We start from the raw sequence: 21,923 nt of genomic DNA on the forward strand, positions 1-21,923 counted from the left end.
GGTTGGTCCCGCCTATGACAAGCTGATCGACAGCCCGATTGCCGATATCAAAAATGTCGGTCCGCGCGATGCAGGTTCGATTACTGCTGCCCAGTTCCTCCAGCGTTTTATCCAGGACGGCGTGAAGTGGGCGCATCTCGACATTGCCGGTACCGTATGGGGCGACAAGGATGGTCCGACCTGGGCCAAGGGTGCCACCGGTTATGGTGTGAGACTGCTCGACCGCTTTGTGGCCGACAATTACGAAGCCTAGTCGAAGAGGCCGATGCAGGTCGATTTCTATCAATTGACCCGCGATCCTGCGGAACAGGTCATCCCTGCCATCGCACAGAAAATTCTGGACGATGGCGGTCGGCTTCTTGTTGTCAGCGGCGATAATTCGCAATTGGAAAAGCTTTCCACGGCGCTGTGGAATGCGAAGCCAGAGAGCTTCATTGCGCATCAAATGGTCGGGGAGGGAGACGATAGTCTGCAACCCGTCCTGCTGGCGGGGGAACCCGTCGCTACCAACAGTGCTCGCATGATTGCACTCGCCGATGGCGAGTGGCGCGATCAGGCGCTTGGCTTTGACCGTGCCTTTTACCTTTTTCCGCCGGACAAAACCGACAATGCCCGCGCGGCTTGGCGTGCGTTGGCCGACAAGCCTGATGTCGAGCGGCGCTACTGGAAGCAGGATGGCGGCAAATGGCGGCAAGGCCCTTGAGCTTCAAAATTTCCGCGATATTCTGAACGCCTATCGGGTCGCAGCCATTTCGGGAGAATGTGATGAAGAAACTTACCCTGCTATTTGCGACCGCCATGATCGCATCTTGTGGCTCAGAGCCAACCACAACGGTGACTACCTCTGACGGAAAATCGGTCGAACTGACCCAAAATGGTCAAAACGAAGCGACGGTCAAAGCCGAAGATGGCACCACCGCGACGTTCTCGACAGGTGCTGCCGCTGCAAAGGACCTCCCTTTGGGAATACCGGCTTATCCCGGTGCAGCAGTTACGGCAAACATCTCCGGGAATCGCCCCGATGGCAAAGGTGGGGCGATGGTGACTATGACCACCCCAGATGCTCCCGACAAAGTTACAGCCTTCTACAAAGCCGAAGCGACGAAACGGGGTATGACGACCAAGTCCCAGGAAACGGCTGCCGGCAACATGGCCAGTTTCTCGGCTGAAAACGAAGCAGGCGAAAAGCTGGTGGCCACCGCTACTCCGGGTGGGGAAGGCAAAACGCAAGTTATGTTAGTTATCGAGACGAAGTAAGCATAGCAGCTCTGCACTGAGCGACGTTTCTCGCACTTGCCTTCGTCCGGCTAGGCGGCTAGAGGCGCGCGCAATCTCAATCCCCCAGCAAATGGAGTTCTCCCATGGCGGTTACCCGCACCTTTTCGATCATCAAGCCCGACGCAACCCGTCGCAACCTGACCGGCGCCGTCACCAAGATGCTGGAAGAAGCCGGCCTGCGCGTCGTTGCCTCAAAGCGCATCCACATGTCCAAAGAACAGGCCGAAGGCTTTTACGCGGTCCACAAGGAACGCCCCTTCTTCGGCGAACTGGTCGAATTCATGATGAGCGAACCCGTTGTCGTCCAGGTATTGGAAGGCGAAGACGCCGTCACCCGCAACCGCGACATCATGGGCGCGACCAATCCGGCAGAAGCCGCTGAAGGCACGATCCGGAAGACCCACGCGCTTTCGATCGGTGAAAACACCGTCCATGGCAGCGACAGCGACGAGAATGCGGCGATCGAAATCGCCTACTTCTTCAAGCCGGAAGAAATCGTCGGCTAAGCTGGCCATCAGGCTAATTTGAAAGGGCCGTCCGCGCAATCGGGCGGCCCTTTTTGTTGCACCCGCCAAAACACGCGTTATTCGGTTGGCAAAGAGGAGACGCGCATGCTGGGAATGGGTGAGGGCGAAGACTGCCCCTTTCAGTTCAATTTCGACCCTGCGACCTTCAAGGTCGGCGATACGGTGAGCTATCGCGTAACCGGCAGCCTTGCCGACTTCCCGTTCGTTGGCACCTTATTGGAGGTGAACGAGGATTTTGTAATCATTTCACCCGGTGAGAACGAACCCGATGCACGGTATCGCGGGACGCGGGAGAGCAGGCCAATGGTGGACGAGAGCGAGCTTTAGAGCTCTCATCGACACTAGCCATGTAGGTTCATGATCAGCCTGCACTCGCCGCTCTCGGTCAAACCATCGGCTTGCCAGCCATTCCGCAAATAAAATGATTCTGCGCGGGTTCCAGGTGTGGTGACCAGACTGAGGGTGGGTATAGCCGCCGCACGGGCCTGATCGACCAACTTGGTCAGCAACAATTTGCCTAGCCCGATACCTTCAAAGGTAGGATCTACGAAAAGCGCCCAGACCGACTTGTCATGATGATCGAGTGCGGCAAACCCCGCGATCTGTCCTTCGACCATGGCATGCCAGGTTTCGCCATGTCCATATATGAACGGAAGGTAGTCAGCCTCTCCCAGCCGCGATGGATCGGTCAATCGGTTTTCCCGGACGGACAGTCTGATGCGGTGCAGGTCTGCAACGTCAGCAGCTTCAGAGCGACAGAGAATAGCGCTCATGCGATGAACTCTGCCAGCGCTGCCAGCTTCTTCGGCGCAACCGCATGCCAGCTTCGGGCGAGCCATCGGTCGATTTCGTCCCAGTCGTTGAGGCCGAGGTCCAGTCGCATGGCTATCCAGCCATCGCCGAAATAGGCTGGCCGGTAATAGCGTTCGCTATCGATCTCAATCAATTGGGCCTGCTCGTCCGGGCCACTAATTTTTACGAGCAGAGCGGTCTTGCCATCGCCGTGGTGGTCAAGGCTGACATAGGCAAATTTCTTGCCTTTGATGATACCGAAGCATGGCATGCCGTGACTTACGACCTCGTCCGCCTCAGGCAGCGCCATGGCCCTTTCGCGGACTTGCTGTACCAGAAAATCGGGTGAAGTTTCGCGAGCGACATAGTCGCTCAGCACCCGTGAATAGAGCTGATGTTCCGCAATCAAAACCCGCGCGGCGAGGCTGTCAGAGGTGTCGCCGGGCAGGATCGCGACCGGCGTCTGGCCCAAGATCGGACCATCGTCGAGTTCGGCAGTGACGAGGTGCACACTGCACCCGCCATGGCTGTCGCCTGCCTCGATAGCCCGTTCATGAGTATGTAGGCCTTTATATTTGGGGAGCAGGCTTGGGTGGATGTTGAGCATCCGGCCTTCCCATTGTCCGACAAATTCGGGGGAGAGGATGCGCATATAGCCGGCGAGCGCGACATAGTCGGTTTTCGCCGCAACCAGTGCCTCGTGCATGATGTCGTCATGCGCTTCCCGGCTGAGGCCTTTGTGCGAATGGGCAAAGGTGGCGATCCCTTCCGCCTCTGCCAGTTTCAGTCCCGCGGCATCGGGGTTGTTGCTGGCGACCAGAACAATCTCATAAGGGCAGTCATCCGCCTTCGCCGCATAAAGCAGCGCCGCCATGTTGGTTCCTGTCCCCGAAATCAGCACGGCGACACGGGCCTTAGCCATGATGCGTCGCGCTCCAATCGGCCTTGGCACTCCAGGTCTCGATCGAGCCATTGACGGTGCAGCCTTTATCGCCTTTGGCGATGTGCCCGATGCGGAAAACGGTTTCGCCAGCAGCTTCGAGTCCTGCAACCGCATCCGCGACATCGGCTTCAGCGACAACTATCGCCATACCAATCCCGCAGTTAAAGGTGCGCGCCATTTCTTCTGGCTCGATATTGCCCTGTGCCTGCAGGAACGACATAAGCCTTGGCTGCGCCCATGCGTCGGCATCGACATGCGCATGTAACCTGTCAGGCAGCACGCGCGGGATGTTTTCGAGCAGACCGCCGCCAGTTATGTGCGCCATCGCGTGCACCTTACCTGCACGAACCAAAGGCAAGAGTGATTTCACATAAATGCGTGTGGGTGCCATCAGCGCGTCGATCAACAGTGTATCGATATCGAACAGGGCAGGGCGATCCAGCTTCCAACCCTTGTCAGCCGCGAGGCGGCGCACCAGCGAAAAGCCGTTCGAATGGACGCCGGAAGAGGCAAGTCCGAGGATGACATCGCCCTCTGCGACCCTGTCGGCGGTGAGCACTTGATCGCGCTCGACTGCGCCGACGCAGAAGCCGGCAAGGTCATAGTCGCCATCTGAATACATTCCCGGCATTTCGGCCGTCTCGCCGCCGATCAACGCGCAGCCTGCCTGCTTGCAGCCCTCCGCAATGCTCGCGACCACGGAGGTCGCGACATCATTGTCAAGTTTGCCGGTGGCATAATAGTCGAGGAAGAAGAGCGGTTCGGCACCTTGCACGATCAGGTCATTGGCGCACATCGCGACCAGATCGATACCGACGCCATCATGCTTCCCGCTCTCGATTGCGAGTTTAAGCTTGGTGCCAACGCCGTCATTGGCGGCAACGAGCAACGGATCGTTGAAACCGGCGGCCTTCAGGTCGAAAAATCCGCCGAAACCGCCCAGATCGGCATCCGCCCCCGCCCGCCGCGTCGCCTTTGCCAGTGGCGCAATTGCGCGCACCAACGCGTTACCAGTTTCGATCGAAACGCCTGCTTTGGCGTAAGTATAAGACTCATTGTCGCTCATTTTACCGCCGCTAGCGACTTCCCCCTTGGATTTCCAATCATAAGTCGCCAAAAGGCGCGCAATGAGGGTTCGGGTTTCAAAGTCTCTGTGGAAATATGCGCTGGCGGTGCCGCTACTCGTCGGCAGCGGCGTATTGGTGCATGCGCAGATAGAGGGGCCAAAGCGCGGAATTCCGCCGATTGCCAGCAATGGTGACTTTGAAGTGACGGGTGTCATTGTGAACACCACGGGTAAAAATGCCGAAGAGGCACGTCGCGCCGGATGGGAAGAAGCACAGCGCAAGGCGTGGAGCATGTTGTGGGCGAAGACCCATGGCGGCTCCGGTTCGTCGCTGTCAGATTCGACGCTCGATGGCATCGTCTCTGCCATAATCGTTGAAGAAGAACAGATCGGCCCGCGCCGTTATATCGCCAAATTGGGGGTCTCTTTTGACAGGGCGCGCGCAGGGCAACTGCTCGGCGTTAAAGGCGTTGGCCGCAAGTCTGCGCCTTTGCTGCTGATACCAGTGATGTACAGCAATGGATCGCCTTATGTCTTTGAACGACAGACGCCTTGGCAGGCGGCTTGGGCGAAGTTCCGCACGGCCGACAGCATGATAGACTATGTCCGGCCTTTTGGTGGCGGCGGGGAGTCGTTGCTCCTTAACGCAGGACAGATGGATCGGCGCAGTCGCACTTGGTGGCGCGTGATCCTGGATCAATTTGGCGCGGCAGATGTGATTTATCCTATTGTCCGGCTGGAACGGCAATATCCGGGTGGTCCAGTCATCGGCAAATTCGCCGCCCGTTACGGCCCTGAAAACCGCTTTCTCGGTAGTTTCACGCTGCGTGCACAAAATGCGGAAGGCATCCCGGCCATGATGGCCGACGGTGTGCGCAAAATGGACGGAATGCTGCAACAGGCCTTTGCTGCAGGCCGCCTGCGCGCCGAAGCGTCGCTGCTGCTGGAAGAAATTGACGAAGAAGATCTGGAGGAACTGGAAGAAGAAACCGAAGCCGAAAGCGAAGATCCGTTGGCGGCAGCGGTCGATTCGGTTTCCGGTCGCGCGGAAGGCGAGCAGGGGGGGAGCCAGACGACCGCCACGCCAGCGCAGCAAGTGACGGTCAATGTCCAGGTCAGTACGCCCAATCCCGAAGCAGTGGATCGCGCGGAAGCTGCGCTGCGCGGTATTCCGGGCGTGCGTTCAGTTTCGACCACCAGCCTCGCACTGGGCGGGACGTCCGTAATGCGCGTAACCTTCCAAGGTGATCCAGCAGCGCTGAATGCAGCGCTACAGGCGCGCGGTTTCCGGTAAGGTTGAGAGGTCGCCAACGCGCGGCCAGGCCAGTATGAAACAGATTGCGCTTCCCTTCGACGAACTCAATCCGGACCGGACCGACGATTGTCTGATCGTCACGCCGTCAAACGCAATTGCTTTTGCAGCTCTTGGCAATAGCGCCAGTTGGCCCGGACATTGTGCCTTGCTGCTGGGACCTGCGCGGTCGGGTAAAAGCCTGATGGCACGCTATTTTTCGGTGCAGAGTGGCAGGGTAATCGATGATGCCGATCGGTTGTCGGCCGAGGACCTGTTTCATCAATGGAATGCCGCCAAAAATTCGGGTGAAGCGTTGTTGCTGGTTTCGGGCAAAGCGCCCGGTGAATGGAACATCGAACTCCCCGATTTGCGCTCGCGAATTGGTGCGGCACAGTTGCTCGAAATTGGCGAGCTGGATGATGAGCTTGCCGAACAATTGCTGCTCAAATTCCTGCGCGACCGGGGCACTTCCATCGGCCCGGAGGCATTGGCCTTCGTCGTCCGCAGGATTGAGCGCAGTCACGCCGCAGTCGAGGATTTCGCCAAAAAGGCGAACGCATTGGCACTGGCGGAAGGTTCGGCGATTACTCTGCCACTTGTACGCCGCTTGATGCCCGCTTAACCGCAGTTGATTCGGATAATCTTGCTGGCTTCGTCCGTGAATATATTGAGCCTTGCAGGGCTGTAATCCATCGTAATGACGCCATCATGTGGCGCCACCCGAACCACAGACGCTTTGGCCTCGCTTTTCAGCTTTGCTTCAAGCTCTTGGTTCAACGTTTTTCCAACCGCATAAGCCAGACTGCTGGCATCGCAGGAACCAGAGAGCTCAGGCGGATTCTGGCCAGTCTCGGCATTTTCTGCGGCCGGTATGCAGCCAGAGAGCGAAGCGAGTGCAAAGGGTAGCATCAGGGCCAATTTCATGTCTCGGCTTCCTCCGTACGCGTCATTTTCAGCTTTCCATTGACGACAGCGAAAGCGAGCCGCCCTTCGACCAAGTCGAGCGCATCATGCCCGAATTGCTCATAACGCCAGCCTTTGAGCAATTCGAGGCCCTCGCGGTCGCCCGCAGCCAGCCTCTCCAGCTCTTCGCTACGCGTGATTAGGCGCGAGGCAACGTTGATCTCGCGTGAACGGATTTTCAGAAGCAGTTTGAGGAGATCGGCAACCAGCGCGCCTTCTTTACCGCCGCCGGTTCCATTATGGTTTCGATCCGGCATTTCCTCTTTCGATAAAGGTTCGGCATCGGCCAGCGTCGCCATCAATCGCGCGCCAATTTCGTTATCGCGCCAAGCGGGGGATAGACCTCGCACTTTGGGGAGGTCAGCCTGCGCCTTGGGCGGATGCGAGGCGATATCGGCGATCGTCTCGTCCTTCATGATCCGGCCGCGGGGGATATTCTTGCGCTGTGCCTCACGTTCCCGCCACGCGCCCAACGCTTTCAGGCGACCGAGAACATCCGCCTTGCGCGACTGCATCTTGATACGCCGCCAGATGGTTTCGGGGTCGTTGCGATAGTTGTCGGCGTCGGCCAGCCGCTCCATCTCGTCATTCAGCCATTCGCCGCGCCCTGTTTTGACCAGCTTTTCGAGCATTTTTGGGAAAATGTCGGCGAGATGGGTAACGTCACCGATGGCATAATCAATCTGCCGCTTGTCCAATGGTCTACGCGACCAATCGGTAAAGCGTGCACCTTTGTCGAGGTGGATTCCAAGCCACAGGTCGACAAGGTTTGAATAACCGATCTGCTCACCTTGCCCCAGTGCCATGGCGGCAATCTGGGTGTCGAACAACGGATGCGGTGTCCGTCCGGTCAGGTTGAAGAAGATTTCGATATCCTGCCCACCTGCATGGAAAACCTTCAGCACATCTTCGTTGTTGCAGATCAGATCGAGCATCGGCGTAAGGTCGAGGCCATCGGCCTTCGGATCTACCGCCGCAGCTTCGTTCACATCGGCAAGCTGCACCAGGCAAAGCTCTGGATAATAGGTGTTTTCGCGCATGAACTCGGTGTCGACCGCGACAAAATCGGATTTCGATATGCGGGCGCAAAACTCGGCGAGTTGTTTGCTATCGGTGATGAGTGGATGAATCTGCATGCAAGGCCGCCCATAACAGCCATTCGCAACTTGACAAAGGGGCGTTGCAAGGGTCTAGCGCCGCGTTCATATTTTCCTGTCGAAAACACAAACAACAAAGACCCATCATGCACGCTTATCGTACCCATAAATGCGCAGAATTGCGCGCTTCGCACGTCGGTGAAACTGTCCGCCTCTCGGGCTGGGTGCACCGCAAACGCGACCATGGCGGCGTCCTGTTCGTCGACCTGCGCGACCATTATGGCATGACGCAGATTGTTGCGGATAGTGACAGTCCGGCGCTTCCAGTGCTCGAAGGCCTGCGCCTTGAAAGCGTCGTCACCATTGATGGCGAGGTAAAGGCGCGCAGCGAAGCTACCGTCAATCCGAACCTTCCGACAGGTGAGATCGAAGTTTTTGCACGCAATGTAACCGTGCTGAGCAAGGCAGAAGAACTGCCCTTGCCGGTCGCAGGCGAGCAGGAATATCCCGAGGAAATCCGCCTCAAATTTCGCTTCCTCGACCTGCGTCGCGAAACGCTGCACGCCAATATCATGACGCGCACTGCGATCATTCGCGAAACACGCAAGCGGATGGAAGAGATCGGATTTACCGAATTTTCGACTCCTATCCTCACCGCTTCTTCGCCTGAAGGTGCGCGCGATTTCCTGGTACCCAGCCGCATCCATCCCGGTAAATTCTTCGCACTTCCGCAGGCGCCGCAGCAGTACAAGCAGTTGCTGATGGTTGCGGGTTTTGACCGTTACTTCCAGATAGCGCCCTGCTTCCGCGACGAAGACCCGCGCGCCGATCGACTGCCGGGCGAATTCTACCAGCTCGATCTCGAAATGAGCTTTGTTACGCAGGAAGAGGTTTGGGAAACGATGGAGCCCGTCATGGCTGGCATCTTCGAAACCTTTGCCAATGGGCGTAAGGTGACGCCGGCAGGCGAGTTTCCGCGGATACCCTATGCCAAGGCGATGCTCGATTACGGCACCGACAAACCGGACCTCAGGAACCCGCTGATCATCCGCGATGTCACCGAAGAGTTCCGCATTTCGGGCTTTGGACTGTTCGAAAAGATTGTTGGCACCGGTGGTGTGGTACGCCTGATACCGGCGCCAGCTACGGCAGAAAAGAGCCGCAAATTCTTCGATGACATGAACGATTGGGCTCGCAGCGAAGGTCATGCAGGCCTCGGATATGTCACCCGTAAAGGGGGAGTGTTTGGCGGCCCGATCGCCAAGAACCATGGCGAAGAGAAAATGGCGGCGCTGTTCGACGCGCTAGGCCTTGGCCCCGATGACGGTGCGTTCTTTGCCGCCGGGAAAGAAGAGCAGGCAGCCAAACTGGCCGGTGCCGCGCGTACCCGTGTTGGTGAACAGCTTGAAATCGTTGAGCAAGATGCCTTCCGCTTTTGCTGGATCATCGACTTCCCCTTCTACGAATGGGATGAAGACGAGAAGAAGGTCGATTTCGCGCACAATCCCTTTTCGATGCCGCAAGGCGGTCTAGAAGCCCTGCAAACGCAAGATCCGTTGACCATCAAGGCCTATCAATATGATATGGTTTGCAACGGCTATGAGCTGGCATCGGGTTCGATCCGCAACCAGCATCCTGACTTGATGGTGAAGGCGTTTGAACTTACCGGTTTGACACGGGCCGACGTCGAGGAACGCTTTGGCGGCATGTACCGCGCCTTCCAATATGGCGCGCCGCCGCATGGCGGGATGGCGGCAGGTGTCGACCGCATGGTGATGCTGCTTTGCGGCGTGCAGAATCTGCGCGAAATTACGCTGTTCCCGATGAACCAGAGGGCTGAAGACCTGCTGATGGGCGCGCCGTCGCCTGCGATGTTCAAACAGTTGCGCGAACTGCATATCCGTGTGGTGGAGCAGCCAAAGGGTTGAACCAGCCGGTCGAACATCGTTTCGCGGCCCCGGGCGGGGAGTTGTGCTGGTTCGAATGGGGCAGTGCAGGGAATCACCCGACGGTGCTGCTGTTACACGCGACCGGTTTTCACGGCCGTTGCTGGGATGCGACAATTAAGGCGTTGCCCTCTGACTGGCATTATATCGCGCTGGATCTGCGCGGCCATGGTCGTAGCTATCGACCGGAATCTCTGTCGGACTGGCTGGCGACAGCAGACGATGTAGCAGCCTTTGTGCAGGCAAAGCTGAATGATCCCATCTTCGCTATCGGCCACAGCATGGGCGGCTATGTAGCGGCAAGAACCGCTGTGTTGGTGCCCGAGAAGATCGCCGGCTTGCTGCTCGTCGATCCGGTGATGATGACGCCGGCAACCTATGCGGTCGAACCTGGCAATCCAAGCGACCATCCGGTAGCGCGGCGCCGCAACGCATGGGAAAGCGCCGAGCAAATGACCGCACATTTCGCCAATCGCGAGCCTTATGCGCATTGGAGAACTGAAGTGCTTGCCGATTATTGCCGTTACGGGCTGGTACCAGCCGAAAGTGGTGAGGGTCTGGAACTTGCCTGTCCGCCGGTGCTGGAGGCTTCGGCCTATATGGGATCTTGGCGGAACAATCCCTATGGCTGGGTCGGTGAGATTAAGTGCCCCACTACTGTTCTTCGCGCCCGTAACGCCGAACGCGCTGGACCCATGGATTTTTCAATCAGTCCGACCGCGCCAGATTTGGCGACGCATATTCCGGGAGCAACTGACATCCATTGGAACGAGGTTTCGCACTTCATCCCGATGGAAGAACCGGACCGGTTGGCCGAGTTGGTGAGGAAGCTGGTTCCTTTGAGCTGAATATTATTTGAAGGTTGGCAGCAACGCGTCATAATTAGCCTGCAATAGAAGGCTACCCAGAGATGAAAATTGACCTTTCCGACTTTGAAGAAGGCCCGAAATATGCGGGTGACTATGACGGCGACCTGAAACAGTTGCAGGATCGTCTTGCCGAACTGCAGGCGCTGCACATCATCCATGGTTGCCGTACGCTGATTGTCTTCGAAGGCTGGGATGCGGCGGGGAAGGGCGGCGCGATCAAGCGGCTGACTGCGCAATGGGATCCGCGCTATTTTCAGGTCTATCCGATCAGTGCGCCGACGCCGGAAGAGAAAGAACGCCATTTCCTATGGCGCTTTTGGAACAAGCTACCCCGCGCCAAGGAAATTTCGGTTCTCGACCGAAGCCATTACGGCCGGGTTCTGGTCGAGCGGGTTGAGGGCTTTTGTAGCGAGGTCGAATGGCGTCGGGGCTATGACGAGATCAACGAGTTTGAGCAGCGGCAAACGGAAATTGGTACCAAAATCATAAAGATATTTCTGCATGTGACGCAGAAGTCGCAAGACAAGGTTTTGAAAGAGCGATTGGAAACTCCGGCAAAACGCTGGAAAGTCACGGAAGAGGATTTTCGCAACCGGGAAAAGCGCGGTGCCTATATTGAAGCGATCGAAGACATGCTGGCGAAGACCGACACACCCGAGGCGGCCTGGAAGGTCTTTGACGGCAACAATCAGAAAGCGGCGCGTATCGCCGTGCTAAAATATATTGCCGAAGAGCTGTCGCGTTCCATCCCGGACGAATTCCCCGAGATCGGCGCCGAGATCAAGCAACTGGCCGCTGCATGTTTTGGGGCTCAGGAGGGTGACGGATAATCGATCCCGACGATTTCCCATTCCTTAGGGCCGCCGGGCAATTGAACGGTCCGCAAATCGCCGATACGGGCACCGCGTAACGCCTTTGCAAGTGGTGAGTTCCATCCAATTCGTGCAGCTGTAGCGTCGGCCTCATCGTCGCCTACGATCGTCACAAAGCGATGATTATCATCTTCGTCGGCCAGCGTGACAGTTGCGCCAAAGAACACGCGGCTGCGGTCGCCCTGATTGGACGGGTCGATCACTTTTGCAAATTTCATCTGGCGTGACAGTTTGCCCAGCCTGCGGTCGATTTCGCGCAGGCGCTGACGTCCATAAATATAGTCACCATTCTCGCTGCGGTCACCATTGCCGGCGGCCCAGCTGACGATCTCGACAACCTTGGGTCGTTCGACTGCGAACAATTGTTCATATTCGACGCGCAGACTGGCGAACCCCTGCGGGGTGATGGGGTTTGTCCGTTCGCTCATAAGACTGGGTTCAGCCGACTGACCGGCGACCCAGATAGTGGCTGAGCGGTGTATTGTTCCGATAGCGTGCCTTGTCCGGATTAAGATGGTCATACATCACCGCATTCTCGAGCACGCGCTGCACATAGTTGCGTGTTTCGAAAATCGGAATCTGCTCGATCCAATCAAGAATGTCGATGCCGCCCGAGCGCGGATCGCCGTTGCGCGCCAGCCACTTGTTCACATTGCCCGGCCCGGCGTTGTAGGCCGCTACTGCGAGGGGATAGCTGCCGTTGTAATAGCTCAACATGCGCTGGAAATAGGTCGAACCCAACTGGATATTATAGTTGGTGTCGCTGTTGAGCGCCTCCGGGCGGTAGGCGAGGGCGATTTTGCCAGATGTCTCGCGCGCGGTTCCGGGCATCAACTGCATCAGCCCGCGGGCACCCGCATGGCTGGTAGCGTTGCGGTCAAACTGGCTTTCCTGCCGTGCAATGGCGTGGATGAAGGTCCAGTTGTTCGTATGCTCCGGCGGAACCGCGACGGTAGGATAGCCAAGGCGGATCAGGCCGTCGTGCCCTTCGATCCTTGCACTGCGTGCTGCGATGACCGACAGGTCGGGGCGTCCGATGAGGTTAGACCATGCGAACAGATTCTTGAAATCGCTCTCGGTTTTCGCCGAGTTGGAAAGTGCGCGCATGAAACTGTTCGAGTCCCGCCAGCCGGGGAAGGAGGATGACATGCGAGCAGCCGTATAAGTCGGCGGTACCGCGTTGGCTGCCAATTGCGGCAAGGCGGGTGCCGCCGGAACTGGGGGTAACGGCCTCCCTAGTGCCTCCAGAGCCAACTGCCCGTGGAAGAAATCATAGAAGCGTGCCGCTTCGGTAAAATATTGTTGGGCCAATTGCTGGTCACCGGCCTTTTTGGCGGCGCGACCGGCCCAATAGAGTCCTTTTGCACGGGTTTGCGGTGTGCGCGCACCCGCAGTGTAGAGCTTGAAGGCCTCGATAGCTTCACGTGGTCGGCCCAATTTGTAATAGGCCGCTTCGCCTGCCAGCCAGGCGAGACTGGTGTAGGTATCACGGGTCGACAGGTCGAGCTTGGTAATGTCAGTGCCTGCGGAGAAAGCATCAGTCAGCTTGGATGCAATCCGATAGGCCATATCAAATTGGCCATCGGTTTCAGCTGCTTCGGCATTGGTCAACAGCACCTTCAGCCAGTCGCGCGCGACATGCGGGGGTGCGGATAATGTCGGACGGTTGGCGAGCAACTCGCGCGCAGCCCGGCTGTTGCCCGAGGCGCGAAGGGCTGCAACGCGTTCCATCAAAAGTCCGGCATCTGATAGGCCGAGCGGGCCAACCGCCGTAAATTTTGCGGCGGCATCAGGCGCCTTCAGCTCGTACGCCAATTGCGCCTCCAGAACCGGGCGGCGTTCGGATGAGGTGTAGGGCAGCCATTTCTGCGCGGCACGAGTTGCATTGGACCATAGCAGACGACTGGTGCGCACGTCATGATCGGCAGCGGTCAGCTTGCCAGCCATCAACTGGAAAACACGATTCTCGTCATCGTCGGTCAACGGGCCTTCGCGCCATGCGCGGCGGCCCCATTGTTCTGCACGTGCCTTGTCTCCCGTTGCCGCGAGAGCCAGCGCGAATTTTGCGCGACCGCCATTGGTTGTCGGCTCAAGACGATCAAAATAGGCGACTACCTGATTGGGTGACCAACTCAGAACATTGATCGCCTGTTCGGCATTTCGGCTCATTTCGTCGGTATTGGGCCAATCCGGATAGGTCATCAGGAATGACGCATATTCGGAAAAGCTGTATTGGCCCGATTGGCTTAACATCCGCCAGCGCTGAAGCGCGGCGGGCACGTTGCCACCGCTGGGATCGACCATCGCCGTGGGCACATTGCTGGCCTCACCAATCCCTGTCCGCCAGATGATCTCGGGCGCCTCGGGCGTAGTGGCGGCGAATGCAGAAGCTGGAATTGCCAGCAGCGAAGCGGAAATCAGGTGCTTTACCATGCGCGACATATTAAGGGCTGCCTCCTTAGTGGGCGATGAACCATGCACCCCTGCGGTCCATTGAACATTTAATTCGGTCTATTTGGCTAGTTTTGAAGGCGATTTCCATGTTTACGGGCTCAATACCGGCTCTGGTGACTCCTTTTTGCGACGGAACGTTTTCCGAGTCGCATTTTCGTGCGCTGGTGGATTGGCAAATCGAGCAGGGTTCGTCTGCACTTGTCCCGTGCGGAACGACTGGTGAAGCACCGACCTTGTCGTTTGACGAGCATTATCGGGTTATTTCAATCTGCATTGAACAGGCCGCCGGGCGCGTTCCCGTTATCGCAGGGTGCGGCTCGAACGATACCGCGACCGCTGTGCGCCACATGGAATTTGCGAAGGCGGAAGGAGCAGCCGCTGCGCTCGTCGTCGCGCCCTACTATAATCGACCCAATCAGGACGGAATTTACGCCCATTATGCGCATCTTGCGGAGAAAAGCGATCTTCCTATCATTGTCTATAATGTTCCCGCGCGCACTGTGACTGACATCCAGCCTGCAACGCTGGCACGACTGGCCGAAATACCGACTATTGTCGGTGTGAAGGATGCGAGTGGACAGATTGCCCGTGTCGGGGAGCACCGCCTGGGGTGCGGCGTCGACTTCTGTCAATTGTCAGGCAATGACGACATGGCCCTGGCGTTCAATGCTGCAGGCGGAGTCGGTTGCATTTCGGTAACAGCAAATGTGGCGCCAAAACTGTGTGCCGAATTCCAGTCGGCCTGCGCTAATGGTGATTATCAGTTGGCGCGCGAACTGAATGATCGCCTCCATCCTCTTCATACAGCATTGTTTACTGATGCATCGCCCGGGCCGGTCAAATATGCAATGACGCGGGTCATACAGGGCTTCCCCGAGGAGATGCGCCTGCCGCTCATTCCTGCATCGGCCGCCAGCAAGGCGACCGTCGATGCGGCGCTGGAGATCGCAGGACTGATTTGATGGCCCGCCCCAAACCCGAAGCATTTCAGAAGACCAAAGTCGTCGCCGAAAACCGGCGCGCGCGATATGATTACCATATCGAGGATAAATATGAGGCCGGGATCGCGCTCACCGGCACCGAGGTAAAATCGCTGCGGTTCGGCGAAGGATCGATCGCGGAGAGCTATGCTGAAGTGAAGGACGGCGGCGAAATCTGGCTGGTGAATGCCAATATCCCAGAATTCAGCCACGGAAACCGGTTCAACCATGAACCCAAGCGGCCCCGTAAATTGCTCCTTAATGTCCGCGAGATTAATAAATTACACGGCGCAGTGGCCCGGCAGGGGATGACATTGGTTCCACTGTCCATATATTTTAACAGTCGTGGGCGAGCGAAGGTCGAACTGGCCCTCGCCAAAGGCAAGAAAGCGCCGGACAAAAGGGCGACCGAAAAAGAACGCGACTGGAAGCGCGAACAGGGAAGGATAATGCGGGAACGCGGATGAACGGTTTGACGAAGTGGATCCATGAACAGGCACCGTCTCGGGAGAGTTTCGAGCGGAGCCGATTCTTGCGTCCATTTGCTCACCGTGTTTTCCATCCTGCACTTTGGCGTTTTACCCGCCGATCGGTGCCGCGCGGCGTCGCGTTGGGGTTGCTGGTAGGCATTTTCCTTTTGATCCCGGGCGTACAAATTGTCGGGGTTGCGCTTTTAGCGCTTCCTGTGCGGGCTAACATTCCCTTGGGCGCGGCTATGACCTTTCTCAGCATGCCCGCAACCACACCTTTCATATTGGCTGCGTCAGTCTATGTTGGAAATGGTTTGCTGCATTTGAAAGCGGATATTTTCCAGTTTCAGAAGCTCATTGACGCTGGCGCACCTATTTCCGAATGGCTAACCTGGCTGCTTTCAGACGCTGCGCCGGCCATGGTGGTCGGATTGGCAGTGATTTCGGTGGTGAGCGCCGCTATCGGCTATCTGGTTGCTGCATGGTTTTGGCGCTGGCGGATTGGCAGCAAATGGCGTCGTCGGTCGAAGGCACATGCCACTGGTGGATCAGGGCATTAATTTGATCCGATATTCTGGTTAGTTGTCCCCATTGCGAGTCGGAACGGACTCGTTTCCAACTGGGGAGTTTTCAACGATGATTTCATTCAGGAAGCTGGCGGTGATCGCTAGCGTTTCGCTTTCAGCCATAGCCGCTGCTTCGCCTGCCGTAGCAAATACTGCAGGGGAAACCACCGCTGCCAATGAAGGACCTGAACTTGGTACCTTCGGTTTCGATGAAAAGGGCATGGATCGCGCTACCGCGCCGGGTGACAATTTTTATCTATTTGCCAATGGCGAATGGCTGAAAACGACCGAAATTCCTGCGGACAAATCCAATTATGGCATGTTCACCAAGCTTGACGATTTATCGAAGGAGCGAGTGAAGGGCCTGCTGGAAGCAGCCGCCAAAGATCCCAAAAGCAAGATGGGTGTCGCTTACGCAACCTATCTTGACGAAGCGGCGATCGAGAAAAAGGGGCTCGCGCCAATCCAGTCCATCCTGAAGCAGGTTCGTGCGGTTAAAACGCACAAACAGTTCGAAGCGCTTTTGCCGACTTTGGCACCGAAGGGTGTAGGCGCACTGTTTGGCGGATTTGTCGGTCAGGACGACAAGAATCCTGACGCCTATATCTTCCAGATTTTTCAGGGCGGAACGGGATTGCCCGACCGCGACATGTATCTGGTCGATAATCCGAAGTTTGAAGAAATTCGAACCGCGTACAAATCCTATCTCACAAAAATGCTGATGCATGCCGGTGAAAAAAATGCCGAAGCGCGAGCCAACGCCATTTTCGAAACTGAAAAGAAGATCGCCGAAGTGCAGTGGACGCGCGAAGAAAGTTCGGATGCGACCAAGGTTTATAACAAATTGTCACTAGCCGAACTTGATGCGCTGGCTCCGCAAATTGGCATGTCGGCAATGCTTACGAAAATCAGCCCGAAAATCAGCGATGTGCTGGTCGCCCAGCCAAGCGCCGTTGCCGGAACCGCCAAGATCTTTGCCGATTCGGATATCGGCATTTTCAAGGACCAGATGCTTGTTGCTGCGCTTGCCAATTATTCAGGCGCGTTACCCAAGTCTGTCGACGACACGGTATTCGCTTTTTACGGAACGGCATTAGCCGGAACGCCGCAGCAACAGGCGCGCTGGAAACGCGGTATCGGTTTCGTCGAAGGCGCGTTGACCGATGAAATCGGCAAAGCTTACGCCGCCCAATATTTCCCACCCGAGACCAAGGCTGCAGCGAATGAGCTTGTCCGCAACGTTGTGGCTGCAATGGGACGTCGCATCGAGGGGCTCGATTGGATGCAGCCCGAAACAAAGGTCAAGGCGAAACAAAAACTAGCCAATTTCACGACCAAGATTGGCTATCCCGATCAGTGGCATGACTACGCCAAGCTGAAGATCGTGAAAGGTGATGCTTTCGGCAATGCCATGCGAGCCAATGAATTCGGTTTTGCCGACAATATCAGTAAGCTAGGTCAACCCATCCGCCGCTGGGAATGGGGCATGCTGCCACAGACGATCAATGCCTATGCCAATTTCAGCATGAATGAAATCGTCTTTCCGGCCGCGATTTTGCAACCGCCCTTCTTTGATCCAAAGGCCGATCCGGCGATCAACTATGGCGGCATCGGTGCCGTTATCGGTCACGAAATCAGCCACCATTTCGATGACCAAGGTTCGAAATATGACCAGAATGGTCGTCTGTCGGATTGGTGGACCGAAACCGACGTAGCTGCTTTCAAGAAAGCGAGCGAAGCCCTGATCAAGCAATATGACGCCTATGAAATCTTCCCCGGCGCTAATGTGAAAGGCGAATTCACGCTTGGCGAAAATATCGGTGATCTGGCCGGCTTGACCGTTGCTTATGAAGCTTACAAGGCCTCACTGGGCGGGAAAGCGGCGCCGGTGATTGATGGATATACAGGTGATCAACGCTTCTTTCTGGGCTGGGCGCAGGTGTGGCGGCGCAACTATCGCGAGGCCAATCTCAGAAACCGGTTGATAACCGACCCGCACAGCCCATCCGAACAGCGGGTCTGGGTGGTACGCAACCTTGACAAATGGTATGAGGCGTTCCAGCCGAAAGAAGGACAGAAACTGTACCTCGCACCGGGGGCACGCGTTCGCATCTGGTAAACAAGGAACCCTAAATTGGCTGGCAGCCTTCCAACTTCGCAATTCGGGAAAACGGGACGCGAAGGTGGCGAGGCTGCCGACGCCGACAGACTGCATCTTGGCATAATTGCAGCGTCCGTCGCGCTGTCATTATTGCTTGTCTGGATAGTTACGGGCGATGCAATGATGTTGGCAGTTACCGCTGCTGGCTTGATCGGCCTTGGTGGATTTTTGCTGGTTGCTTCTCGTATCCAGCGACCGGCAGCCAAGGAAAGCGAAACCGCCCCCCCTGATTGGTCTGTCACCTATTCTGCTATCGAACTGGATCGTGCAGCTGTAGCCGTGAGCGACCGGGCAGGACGTCTGCTTTGTGCCAATGGCCGTTTCAACCTCTGGTTCGAAGGGCTGCAGGCTCCGCCCGATTTAGGCCTTGGTGAGGCTGAGCGTGAGTTGCTGCTCAAGGCTGGCCGCACAGCCTGGCGCGACGGCCGGGCCCATATCGACGCGATTGCAAAGCGCGGAACAAATTATCGGGTCGAAGTAATGCGAACCGGCGCGGCGGACGAATTTTTGCTGTGGCGCTTTGCCCCGGTGGAAACGCTGAGCATCGAGGCGCAGGCGATTGATTTGGTCGGCGGACGAATCGGACGGGCGTTAGCCATGGCGGGTGTGATGGCTGTGACCGTGGGCCCCGAGGGCCGCATCCGATCTTCAAACCCGGCTTTTGCCTTGCGCGCGGCTGGCAGCGAAACTGCCAATATATCCAACCGGGAATGTGCGGCATTGCTGCATGTAGACGACAAGGGCAGCGTCTATTTCACGCGCGAAGGCAAACATGCATCTCCAGTGCGGTTGCTGCACGTTCCGTTGGCGAACGATGGAGCAGAAGGGGCCGCCGTTTTGCTCGCGATAGACGATGACGGGCGCGGTGTGGCAGACAGCGCGGGCCAGGTGCATGTCGAACAATTACTTTCGAATCTGCCGCTCGGGCTGGCGCTTGTAGATCGGGATGGGCGCTTCCTCTTTGCCAATGATGCTTTCATGCGTGTGGCAGGGGTAGAGCATGAAAAGCTGCCGCCTTATCCGGGCGATCTTGTTGTTCCTGAAGATAAAGCCGCGGTTTCGGATACAGTGCGGCGTTATGCCGGTGGGCAGTCGATGTCGGGAGATATTGCTGTCCGGCTGAAAGACCAGCCTGACGAAGCGATTGCACTTTCTATCGCGGGTCTGCGTGGCTTTGGCAGTGCTGCCGTGCTGCTTGGTCTGAAGGACAATAGCGAAGAAACCAAGCTCAAGCGGCAGGTGGCACAGGCCACCAAGATGCAGGCGGTGGGGCAGTTGGCCGGCGGGGTTGCGCATGATTTCAACAATATCCTGACCGCGATTATCGGTTATTGCGATCTGATGCTGTTACGCCATCCTCCAGGCGACAGTGATTATGATGATATCCAGCAAATCAAGAACAACTCCAACCGTGCTGCCAGCCTGACACGGCAATTGCTCGCTTTCTCACGCCAACAGACGTTACGACCGCAGATCCTCCAATTGCCCGACGTAGTTGCGGAGGTTTCACACCTCCTCAAACGCCTTCTGGGCGAGAGCGTCCAGCTGGAGGTGAACCATATGCGCGGGATTGGTGCGGTGCGCGCCGATCCGGGTCAGTTGGAACAGGTGATCATCAATTTAGGCGTGAACGCACGCGATGCCATGCCCAAAGGTGGTACACTCCGCATCGAAACAAAGCCGGTTTCACCTTCAGATGTGCGTGCGATGCGCAGCGAGATACTGCCGATTGGGGAATATGCGCTGTTGTCGGTATCGGACAGTGGCACAGGCATCGCCAAAGAACATTTGGGCAAGATTTTCGAGCCCTTTTTCACAACCAAGGAAGTGGGGAAGGGGACCGGTCTCGGCCTGTCCACCGTTTACGGCATCGTGAAGCAGTCGGGTGGTTTCATCTTTGCCGATTCCGAAATCGGCAAGGGTACCCGCTTTGACATTTACCTCCCGACTTATTCGGGCAGCGTTTCGGCACCTCCATCTGTGAAGCAAGAGGCAGCGGCTCCCGAACCCGAAGAGATGTGGGGCAATGCCACAATCCTGCTTGTTGAGGATGAGGATATGGTGCGCGCAGTTGCCGAACGTGCGCTGACGCGGCAGGGCTATGTTGTCGAGACGGCGCGCGATGGCGAGGAAGGGTTGCAGCATTTTGCCGATGGCAAGCGCTATGACCTCATCGTTTCCGATGTTGTGATGCCCAATATGGATGGGCCGGCAATGGCGCGGAAATTGCGTGCCGATTATGGTGACGTGCGCATATTGTTCATGTCGGGTTACGCCGAAGAGCAATTACGGCAGTCAATCAATCTCGACAATGTGCACTTCCTGCCCAAGCCATTTTCGGTGCAGCAGATTGCTGAGGCAGTGAAAAATGCTCTTAAAAAGTGAAGGTATTGAATATAAAAGAATTTAATTTACTGTTCCACTCTTGTTCTATGAGAACAAAGGCGATACATAATCGTCAGTTCCGGTAATGTTCTGGTGGTGAGAATATCGGAACCGAACACGCTATCCAAGGAGTGGAACAATGGCAGCAAGTCTTAAAGTCATTAATGGGGATCAGGCAAAAAACATGAATAACGCAGAACGTGAACGCGCGCTCGAAGCTGCGCTAGCCCAGATTGATCGTGCTTTCGGCAAGGGATCGGCAATGAAGCTGGGCAGTCGTGAGGCGATCCAGATCGAGGCGATTTCTACAGGTTCGCTGGGTCTGGATATCGCGCTTGGTATTGGTGGCCTGCCCAAAGGGCGCGTCATCGAAATTTACGGCCCGGAAAGCTCGGGCAAAACAACACTGACTTTGCACGCCATTGCCGAAGCGCAGAAGGCTGGCGGGACGGCGGCTTTCATCGACGCCGAACATGCGCTCGATCCGGCTTATGCGAAGAAGCTGGGGGTCGATATCGACAACCTCATCGTTTCGCAGCCTGATACCGGCGAACAGGCGCTCGAAATTGCCGATACGCTGGTGCGCTCGAATGCGGTCGATATTCTCGTGATCGATTCGGTGGCGGCTTTGGTACCGCGGGCTGAAATCGAAGGCGAGATGGGCGACAGCCATGTTGGTTTGCAGGCCCGTCTGATGTCGCAGGCATTGCGCAAGATTACCGGGTCAATCAGCCGTTCGAATTGCATGGTGATCTTCATCAACCAGATCCGCATGAAGATCGGCGTGATGTATGGTTCGCCTGAAACCACAACCGGCGGAAATGCGCTCAAATTCTACGCCTCGGTCCGTCTCGACATTCGCCGTACCGGCCAGATCAAGGATCGGGAAGATATTGTTGGCAACACCACCCGGGTGAAGGTCGTCAAGAACAAGGTGGCTCCACCGTTCAAGCAGGTTGAGTTCGACATCATGTATGGCGAAGGCATTTCGAAGACCGGTGAGTTGCTGGATATCGGCGTCAAGGCGGGGCTTGTCGAGAAATCGGGTAGCTGGTTCAGCTATGACTCGATCCGCATCGGGCAGGGCCGTGAGAACGCCAAAATCTGGCTCAAGGAAAATCCTGAAATGGCTGCGAAGCTCGAGGCGTCGATCCGTAACAAGACCGACGAGGTGGCCGAGGAAATGATGGTTGGCCCCAGTGCCGACGATGAGGATAGCGGCGAAATCGACGAATGAGCGTCAACTAACCCCCAAGGCTC

The 21,923-nt window shown here is 56.8% G+C and carries 22 protein-coding genes and 1 pseudogene; 16 read left to right on the top strand and 7 right to left on the bottom strand.

The annotated features are described in order from the left end of the window. The 5 genes and pseudogenes from PKC81_RS10955 to PKC81_RS10975 form a co-directional block, all read left to right on the top strand. Positions 1–253 (top strand): annotated as a pseudogene (locus PKC81_RS10955) (leucyl aminopeptidase); the annotation flags it as partial. 12 nt (positions 254–265) lie between these two features. Continuing rightward, positions 266–703, top strand: coding sequence for a DNA polymerase III subunit chi (locus PKC81_RS10960; protein WP_324335997.1), 438 nt, complete (start codon positions 266–268; stop codon positions 701–703). Between the two features lie 62 nt (positions 704–765). Then, complete coding sequence (locus PKC81_RS10965; RefSeq protein WP_324335998.1) at positions 766–1,257, top strand: hypothetical protein; 492 nt, start codon at positions 766–768, stop codon at positions 1,255–1,257. Positions 1,258–1,361: 104 nt separating this feature from the next. Next, positions 1,362–1,784 (top strand): nucleoside-diphosphate kinase, encoded by a 423-nt coding sequence (ndk, locus tag PKC81_RS10970; protein ID WP_324336000.1) that lies wholly within the window; start codon positions 1,362–1,364, stop codon positions 1,782–1,784. Positions 1,785–1,889: 105 nt separating this feature from the next. Then, positions 1,890–2,132, top strand: a complete 243-nt coding sequence (locus PKC81_RS10975) for a hypothetical protein (protein WP_324336002.1) — start codon at positions 1,890–1,892, stop codon at positions 2,130–2,132. Between the two features lie 14 nt (positions 2,133–2,146). Here the strand turns inward: PKC81_RS10975 and PKC81_RS10980 are convergent, their stop codons facing one another. From PKC81_RS10980 to purM, 3 genes are read right to left on the bottom strand one after another with little or no spacing between them, the layout of a single operon-like run. Further along, the gene (locus tag PKC81_RS10980) at positions 2,147–2,578 is read right to left on the bottom strand and encodes a GNAT family N-acetyltransferase (RefSeq protein ID WP_324336004.1); all 432 of its coding nucleotides are present in this window, start codon (positions 2,576–2,578) and stop codon (positions 2,147–2,149) included. After that, positions 2,575–3,519 carry a phosphoribosylglycinamide formyltransferase gene (purN, locus tag PKC81_RS10985; protein WP_324336006.1) on the bottom strand — a complete coding sequence of 315 codons (945 nt, stop codon included), beginning with the start codon at positions 3,517–3,519 and terminating at the stop codon, positions 2,575–2,577. The genes PKC81_RS10980 and purN overlap by 4 nt, the downstream gene beginning before the upstream one ends. Further along, a complete protein-coding gene (gene purM / locus PKC81_RS10990) occupies positions 3,512–4,606 on the bottom strand; it encodes a phosphoribosylformylglycinamidine cyclo-ligase (protein WP_324336008.1) in 1,095 nt (364 codons plus the stop codon). The genes purN and purM overlap by 8 nt, the downstream gene beginning before the upstream one ends. Before the next feature lie 61 nt (positions 4,607–4,667). Between purM and PKC81_RS10995 the strand changes: the two genes are divergently transcribed. Both PKC81_RS10995 and PKC81_RS11000 read left to right on the top strand, forming a co-directional pair. Beyond that, on the top strand, positions 4,668–5,900 hold the full coding sequence (locus PKC81_RS10995; protein ID WP_324336010.1) for a heavy-metal-associated domain-containing protein: 1,233 nt from the start codon (positions 4,668–4,670) through the stop codon (positions 5,898–5,900). Between the two features lie 34 nt (positions 5,901–5,934). After that, positions 5,935–6,522 (top strand): DnaA/Hda family protein, encoded by a 588-nt coding sequence (locus PKC81_RS11000; RefSeq protein WP_324336012.1) that lies wholly within the window; start codon positions 5,935–5,937, stop codon positions 6,520–6,522. Here the strand turns inward: PKC81_RS11000 and PKC81_RS11005 are convergent. Together PKC81_RS11005 and rnd are read right to left on the bottom strand one after the other, a co-directional pair. After that, complete coding sequence (locus PKC81_RS11005; protein ID WP_324336014.1) at positions 6,519–6,824, bottom strand: I78 family peptidase inhibitor; 306 nt, start codon at positions 6,822–6,824, stop codon at positions 6,519–6,521. The genes PKC81_RS11000 and PKC81_RS11005 overlap by 4 nt on opposite strands. Next, entirely contained in the window at positions 6,821–7,999 is a 1,179-nt protein-coding gene (gene rnd / locus PKC81_RS11010) for a ribonuclease D (RefSeq protein ID WP_324336016.1), read from the bottom strand. The genes PKC81_RS11005 and rnd overlap by 4 nt, the downstream gene beginning before the upstream one ends. Positions 8,000–8,106: 107 nt before the next feature. On the opposite strand from rnd, the gene aspS reads away from it, so the two are divergent. The 3 genes from aspS (at position 8,107) to PKC81_RS11025 (ending at position 11,605) form a co-directional block, all read left to right on the top strand. After that, positions 8,107–9,888 carry an aspartate--tRNA ligase gene (gene aspS / locus PKC81_RS11015; protein WP_324336018.1) on the top strand — a complete coding sequence of 594 codons (1,782 nt, stop codon included), beginning with the start codon at positions 8,107–8,109 and terminating at the stop codon, positions 9,886–9,888. Further along, positions 9,885–10,754, top strand: coding sequence for an alpha/beta hydrolase (locus tag PKC81_RS11020; protein WP_324336020.1), 870 nt, complete (start codon positions 9,885–9,887; stop codon positions 10,752–10,754). Before aspS ends, PKC81_RS11020 begins: the two co-directional genes overlap by 4 nt. Positions 10,755–10,816: 62 nt before the next feature. After that, positions 10,817–11,605: a polyphosphate kinase gene (locus PKC81_RS11025; RefSeq protein ID WP_324336022.1), complete on the top strand. Its 789-nt coding sequence runs from the start codon at positions 10,817–10,819 to the stop codon at positions 11,603–11,605. Here the strand turns inward: PKC81_RS11025 and greB are convergent. Then, complete coding sequence (greB, locus tag PKC81_RS11030; RefSeq protein ID WP_324336024.1) at positions 11,587–12,075, bottom strand: transcription elongation factor GreB; 489 nt, start codon at positions 12,073–12,075, stop codon at positions 11,587–11,589. The genes PKC81_RS11025 and greB overlap by 19 nt on opposite strands. Before the next feature lie 10 nt (positions 12,076–12,085). Next, the gene (locus PKC81_RS11035; RefSeq protein WP_324336026.1) at positions 12,086–14,089 is read right to left on the bottom strand and encodes a lytic transglycosylase domain-containing protein; all 2,004 of its coding nucleotides are present in this window, start codon (positions 14,087–14,089) and stop codon (positions 12,086–12,088) included. A 98-nt stretch (positions 14,090–14,187) separates the two neighbouring features. Here PKC81_RS11035 and dapA point away from each other — a divergent pair, with 98 nt between their 5' ends. The 6 genes from dapA (at position 14,188) to recA (ending at position 21,900) form a co-directional block, all read left to right on the top strand. After that, positions 14,188–15,063, top strand: a complete 876-nt coding sequence (dapA, locus tag PKC81_RS11040) for a 4-hydroxy-tetrahydrodipicolinate synthase (RefSeq protein ID WP_324336028.1) — start codon at positions 14,188–14,190, stop codon at positions 15,061–15,063. Then, positions 15,063–15,548 carry an SsrA-binding protein SmpB gene (gene smpB, locus PKC81_RS11045; RefSeq protein ID WP_324336030.1) on the top strand — a complete coding sequence of 162 codons (486 nt, stop codon included), beginning with the start codon at positions 15,063–15,065 and terminating at the stop codon, positions 15,546–15,548. Before dapA ends, smpB begins: the two co-directional genes overlap by 1 nt. Beyond that, positions 15,545–16,111, top strand: coding sequence for a DUF2062 domain-containing protein (locus PKC81_RS11050; RefSeq protein WP_324336032.1), 567 nt, complete (start codon positions 15,545–15,547; stop codon positions 16,109–16,111). The genes smpB and PKC81_RS11050 overlap by 4 nt, the downstream gene beginning before the upstream one ends. Before the next feature lie 76 nt (positions 16,112–16,187). Continuing rightward, entirely contained in the window at positions 16,188–18,236 is a 2,049-nt protein-coding gene (locus tag PKC81_RS11055) for a M13 family metallopeptidase (protein ID WP_324336034.1), read from the top strand. A gap of 123 nt (positions 18,237–18,359) precedes the next feature. After that, positions 18,360–20,663 carry a response regulator gene (locus PKC81_RS11060; protein WP_324336050.1) on the top strand — a complete coding sequence of 768 codons (2,304 nt, stop codon included), beginning with the start codon at positions 18,360–18,362 and terminating at the stop codon, positions 20,661–20,663. A 139-nt stretch (positions 20,664–20,802) separates the two neighbouring features. After that, the gene (gene recA, locus PKC81_RS11065) at positions 20,803–21,900 is read left to right on the top strand and encodes a recombinase RecA (RefSeq protein ID WP_324336036.1); all 1,098 of its coding nucleotides are present in this window, start codon (positions 20,803–20,805) and stop codon (positions 21,898–21,900) included. Positions 21,901–21,923 lie beyond the last annotated feature (23 nt).

This window comes from Sphingorhabdus sp. (genome assembly GCF_035329025.1).
Lineage (GTDB): Bacteria > Pseudomonadota > Alphaproteobacteria > Sphingomonadales > Sphingomonadaceae > Sphingorhabdus_B.

Bases quoted from the DNA above. Each gene is read 5' to 3' on its own strand.
- PKC81_RS10960 (WP_324335997.1), top strand. From the start codon at position 266: ATGCAGGTCGATTTCTATCAATTGACCCGCGATCCTGCGGAACAGGTC.
- PKC81_RS10965 (WP_324335998.1), top strand. From the start codon at position 766: ATGAAGAAACTTACCCTGCTATTTGCGACCGCCATGATCGCATCTTGT.
- ndk (WP_324336000.1), top strand. From the start codon at position 1,362: ATGGCGGTTACCCGCACCTTTTCGATCATCAAGCCCGACGCAACCCGT.
- PKC81_RS10975 (WP_324336002.1), top strand. From the start codon at position 1,890: ATGCTGGGAATGGGTGAGGGCGAAGACTGCCCCTTTCAGTTCAATTTC.
- PKC81_RS10980 (WP_324336004.1), bottom strand. From the start codon at position 2,578: ATGAGCGCTATTCTCTGTCGCTCTGAAGCTGCTGACGTTGCAGACCTG.
- purN (WP_324336006.1), bottom strand. From the start codon at position 3,519: ATGGCTAAGGCCCGTGTCGCCGTGCTGATTTCGGGGACAGGAACCAAC.
- purM (WP_324336008.1), bottom strand. From the start codon at position 4,606: ATGAGCGACAATGAGTCTTATACTTACGCCAAAGCAGGCGTTTCGATC.
- PKC81_RS10995 (WP_324336010.1), top strand. From the start codon at position 4,668: ATGAGGGTTCGGGTTTCAAAGTCTCTGTGGAAATATGCGCTGGCGGTG.
- PKC81_RS11000 (WP_324336012.1), top strand. From the start codon at position 5,935: ATGAAACAGATTGCGCTTCCCTTCGACGAACTCAATCCGGACCGGACC.
- PKC81_RS11005 (WP_324336014.1), bottom strand. From the start codon at position 6,824: ATGAAATTGGCCCTGATGCTACCCTTTGCACTCGCTTCGCTCTCTGGC.
- rnd (WP_324336016.1), bottom strand. From the start codon at position 7,999: ATGCAGATTCATCCACTCATCACCGATAGCAAACAACTCGCCGAGTTT.
- aspS (WP_324336018.1), top strand. From the start codon at position 8,107: ATGCACGCTTATCGTACCCATAAATGCGCAGAATTGCGCGCTTCGCAC.
- PKC81_RS11025 (WP_324336022.1), top strand. From the start codon at position 10,817: ATGAAAATTGACCTTTCCGACTTTGAAGAAGGCCCGAAATATGCGGGT.
- greB (WP_324336024.1), bottom strand. From the start codon at position 12,075: ATGAGCGAACGGACAAACCCCATCACCCCGCAGGGGTTCGCCAGTCTG.
- PKC81_RS11035 (WP_324336026.1), bottom strand. From the start codon at position 14,089: ATGTCGCGCATGGTAAAGCACCTGATTTCCGCTTCGCTGCTGGCAATT.
- dapA (WP_324336028.1), top strand. From the start codon at position 14,188: ATGTTTACGGGCTCAATACCGGCTCTGGTGACTCCTTTTTGCGACGGA.
- smpB (WP_324336030.1), top strand. From the start codon at position 15,063: ATGGCCCGCCCCAAACCCGAAGCATTTCAGAAGACCAAAGTCGTCGCC.
- PKC81_RS11050 (WP_324336032.1), top strand. From the start codon at position 15,545: ATGAACGGTTTGACGAAGTGGATCCATGAACAGGCACCGTCTCGGGAG.
- PKC81_RS11055 (WP_324336034.1), top strand. From the start codon at position 16,188: ATGATTTCATTCAGGAAGCTGGCGGTGATCGCTAGCGTTTCGCTTTCA.
- recA (WP_324336036.1), top strand. From the start codon at position 20,803: ATGGCAGCAAGTCTTAAAGTCATTAATGGGGATCAGGCAAAAAACATG.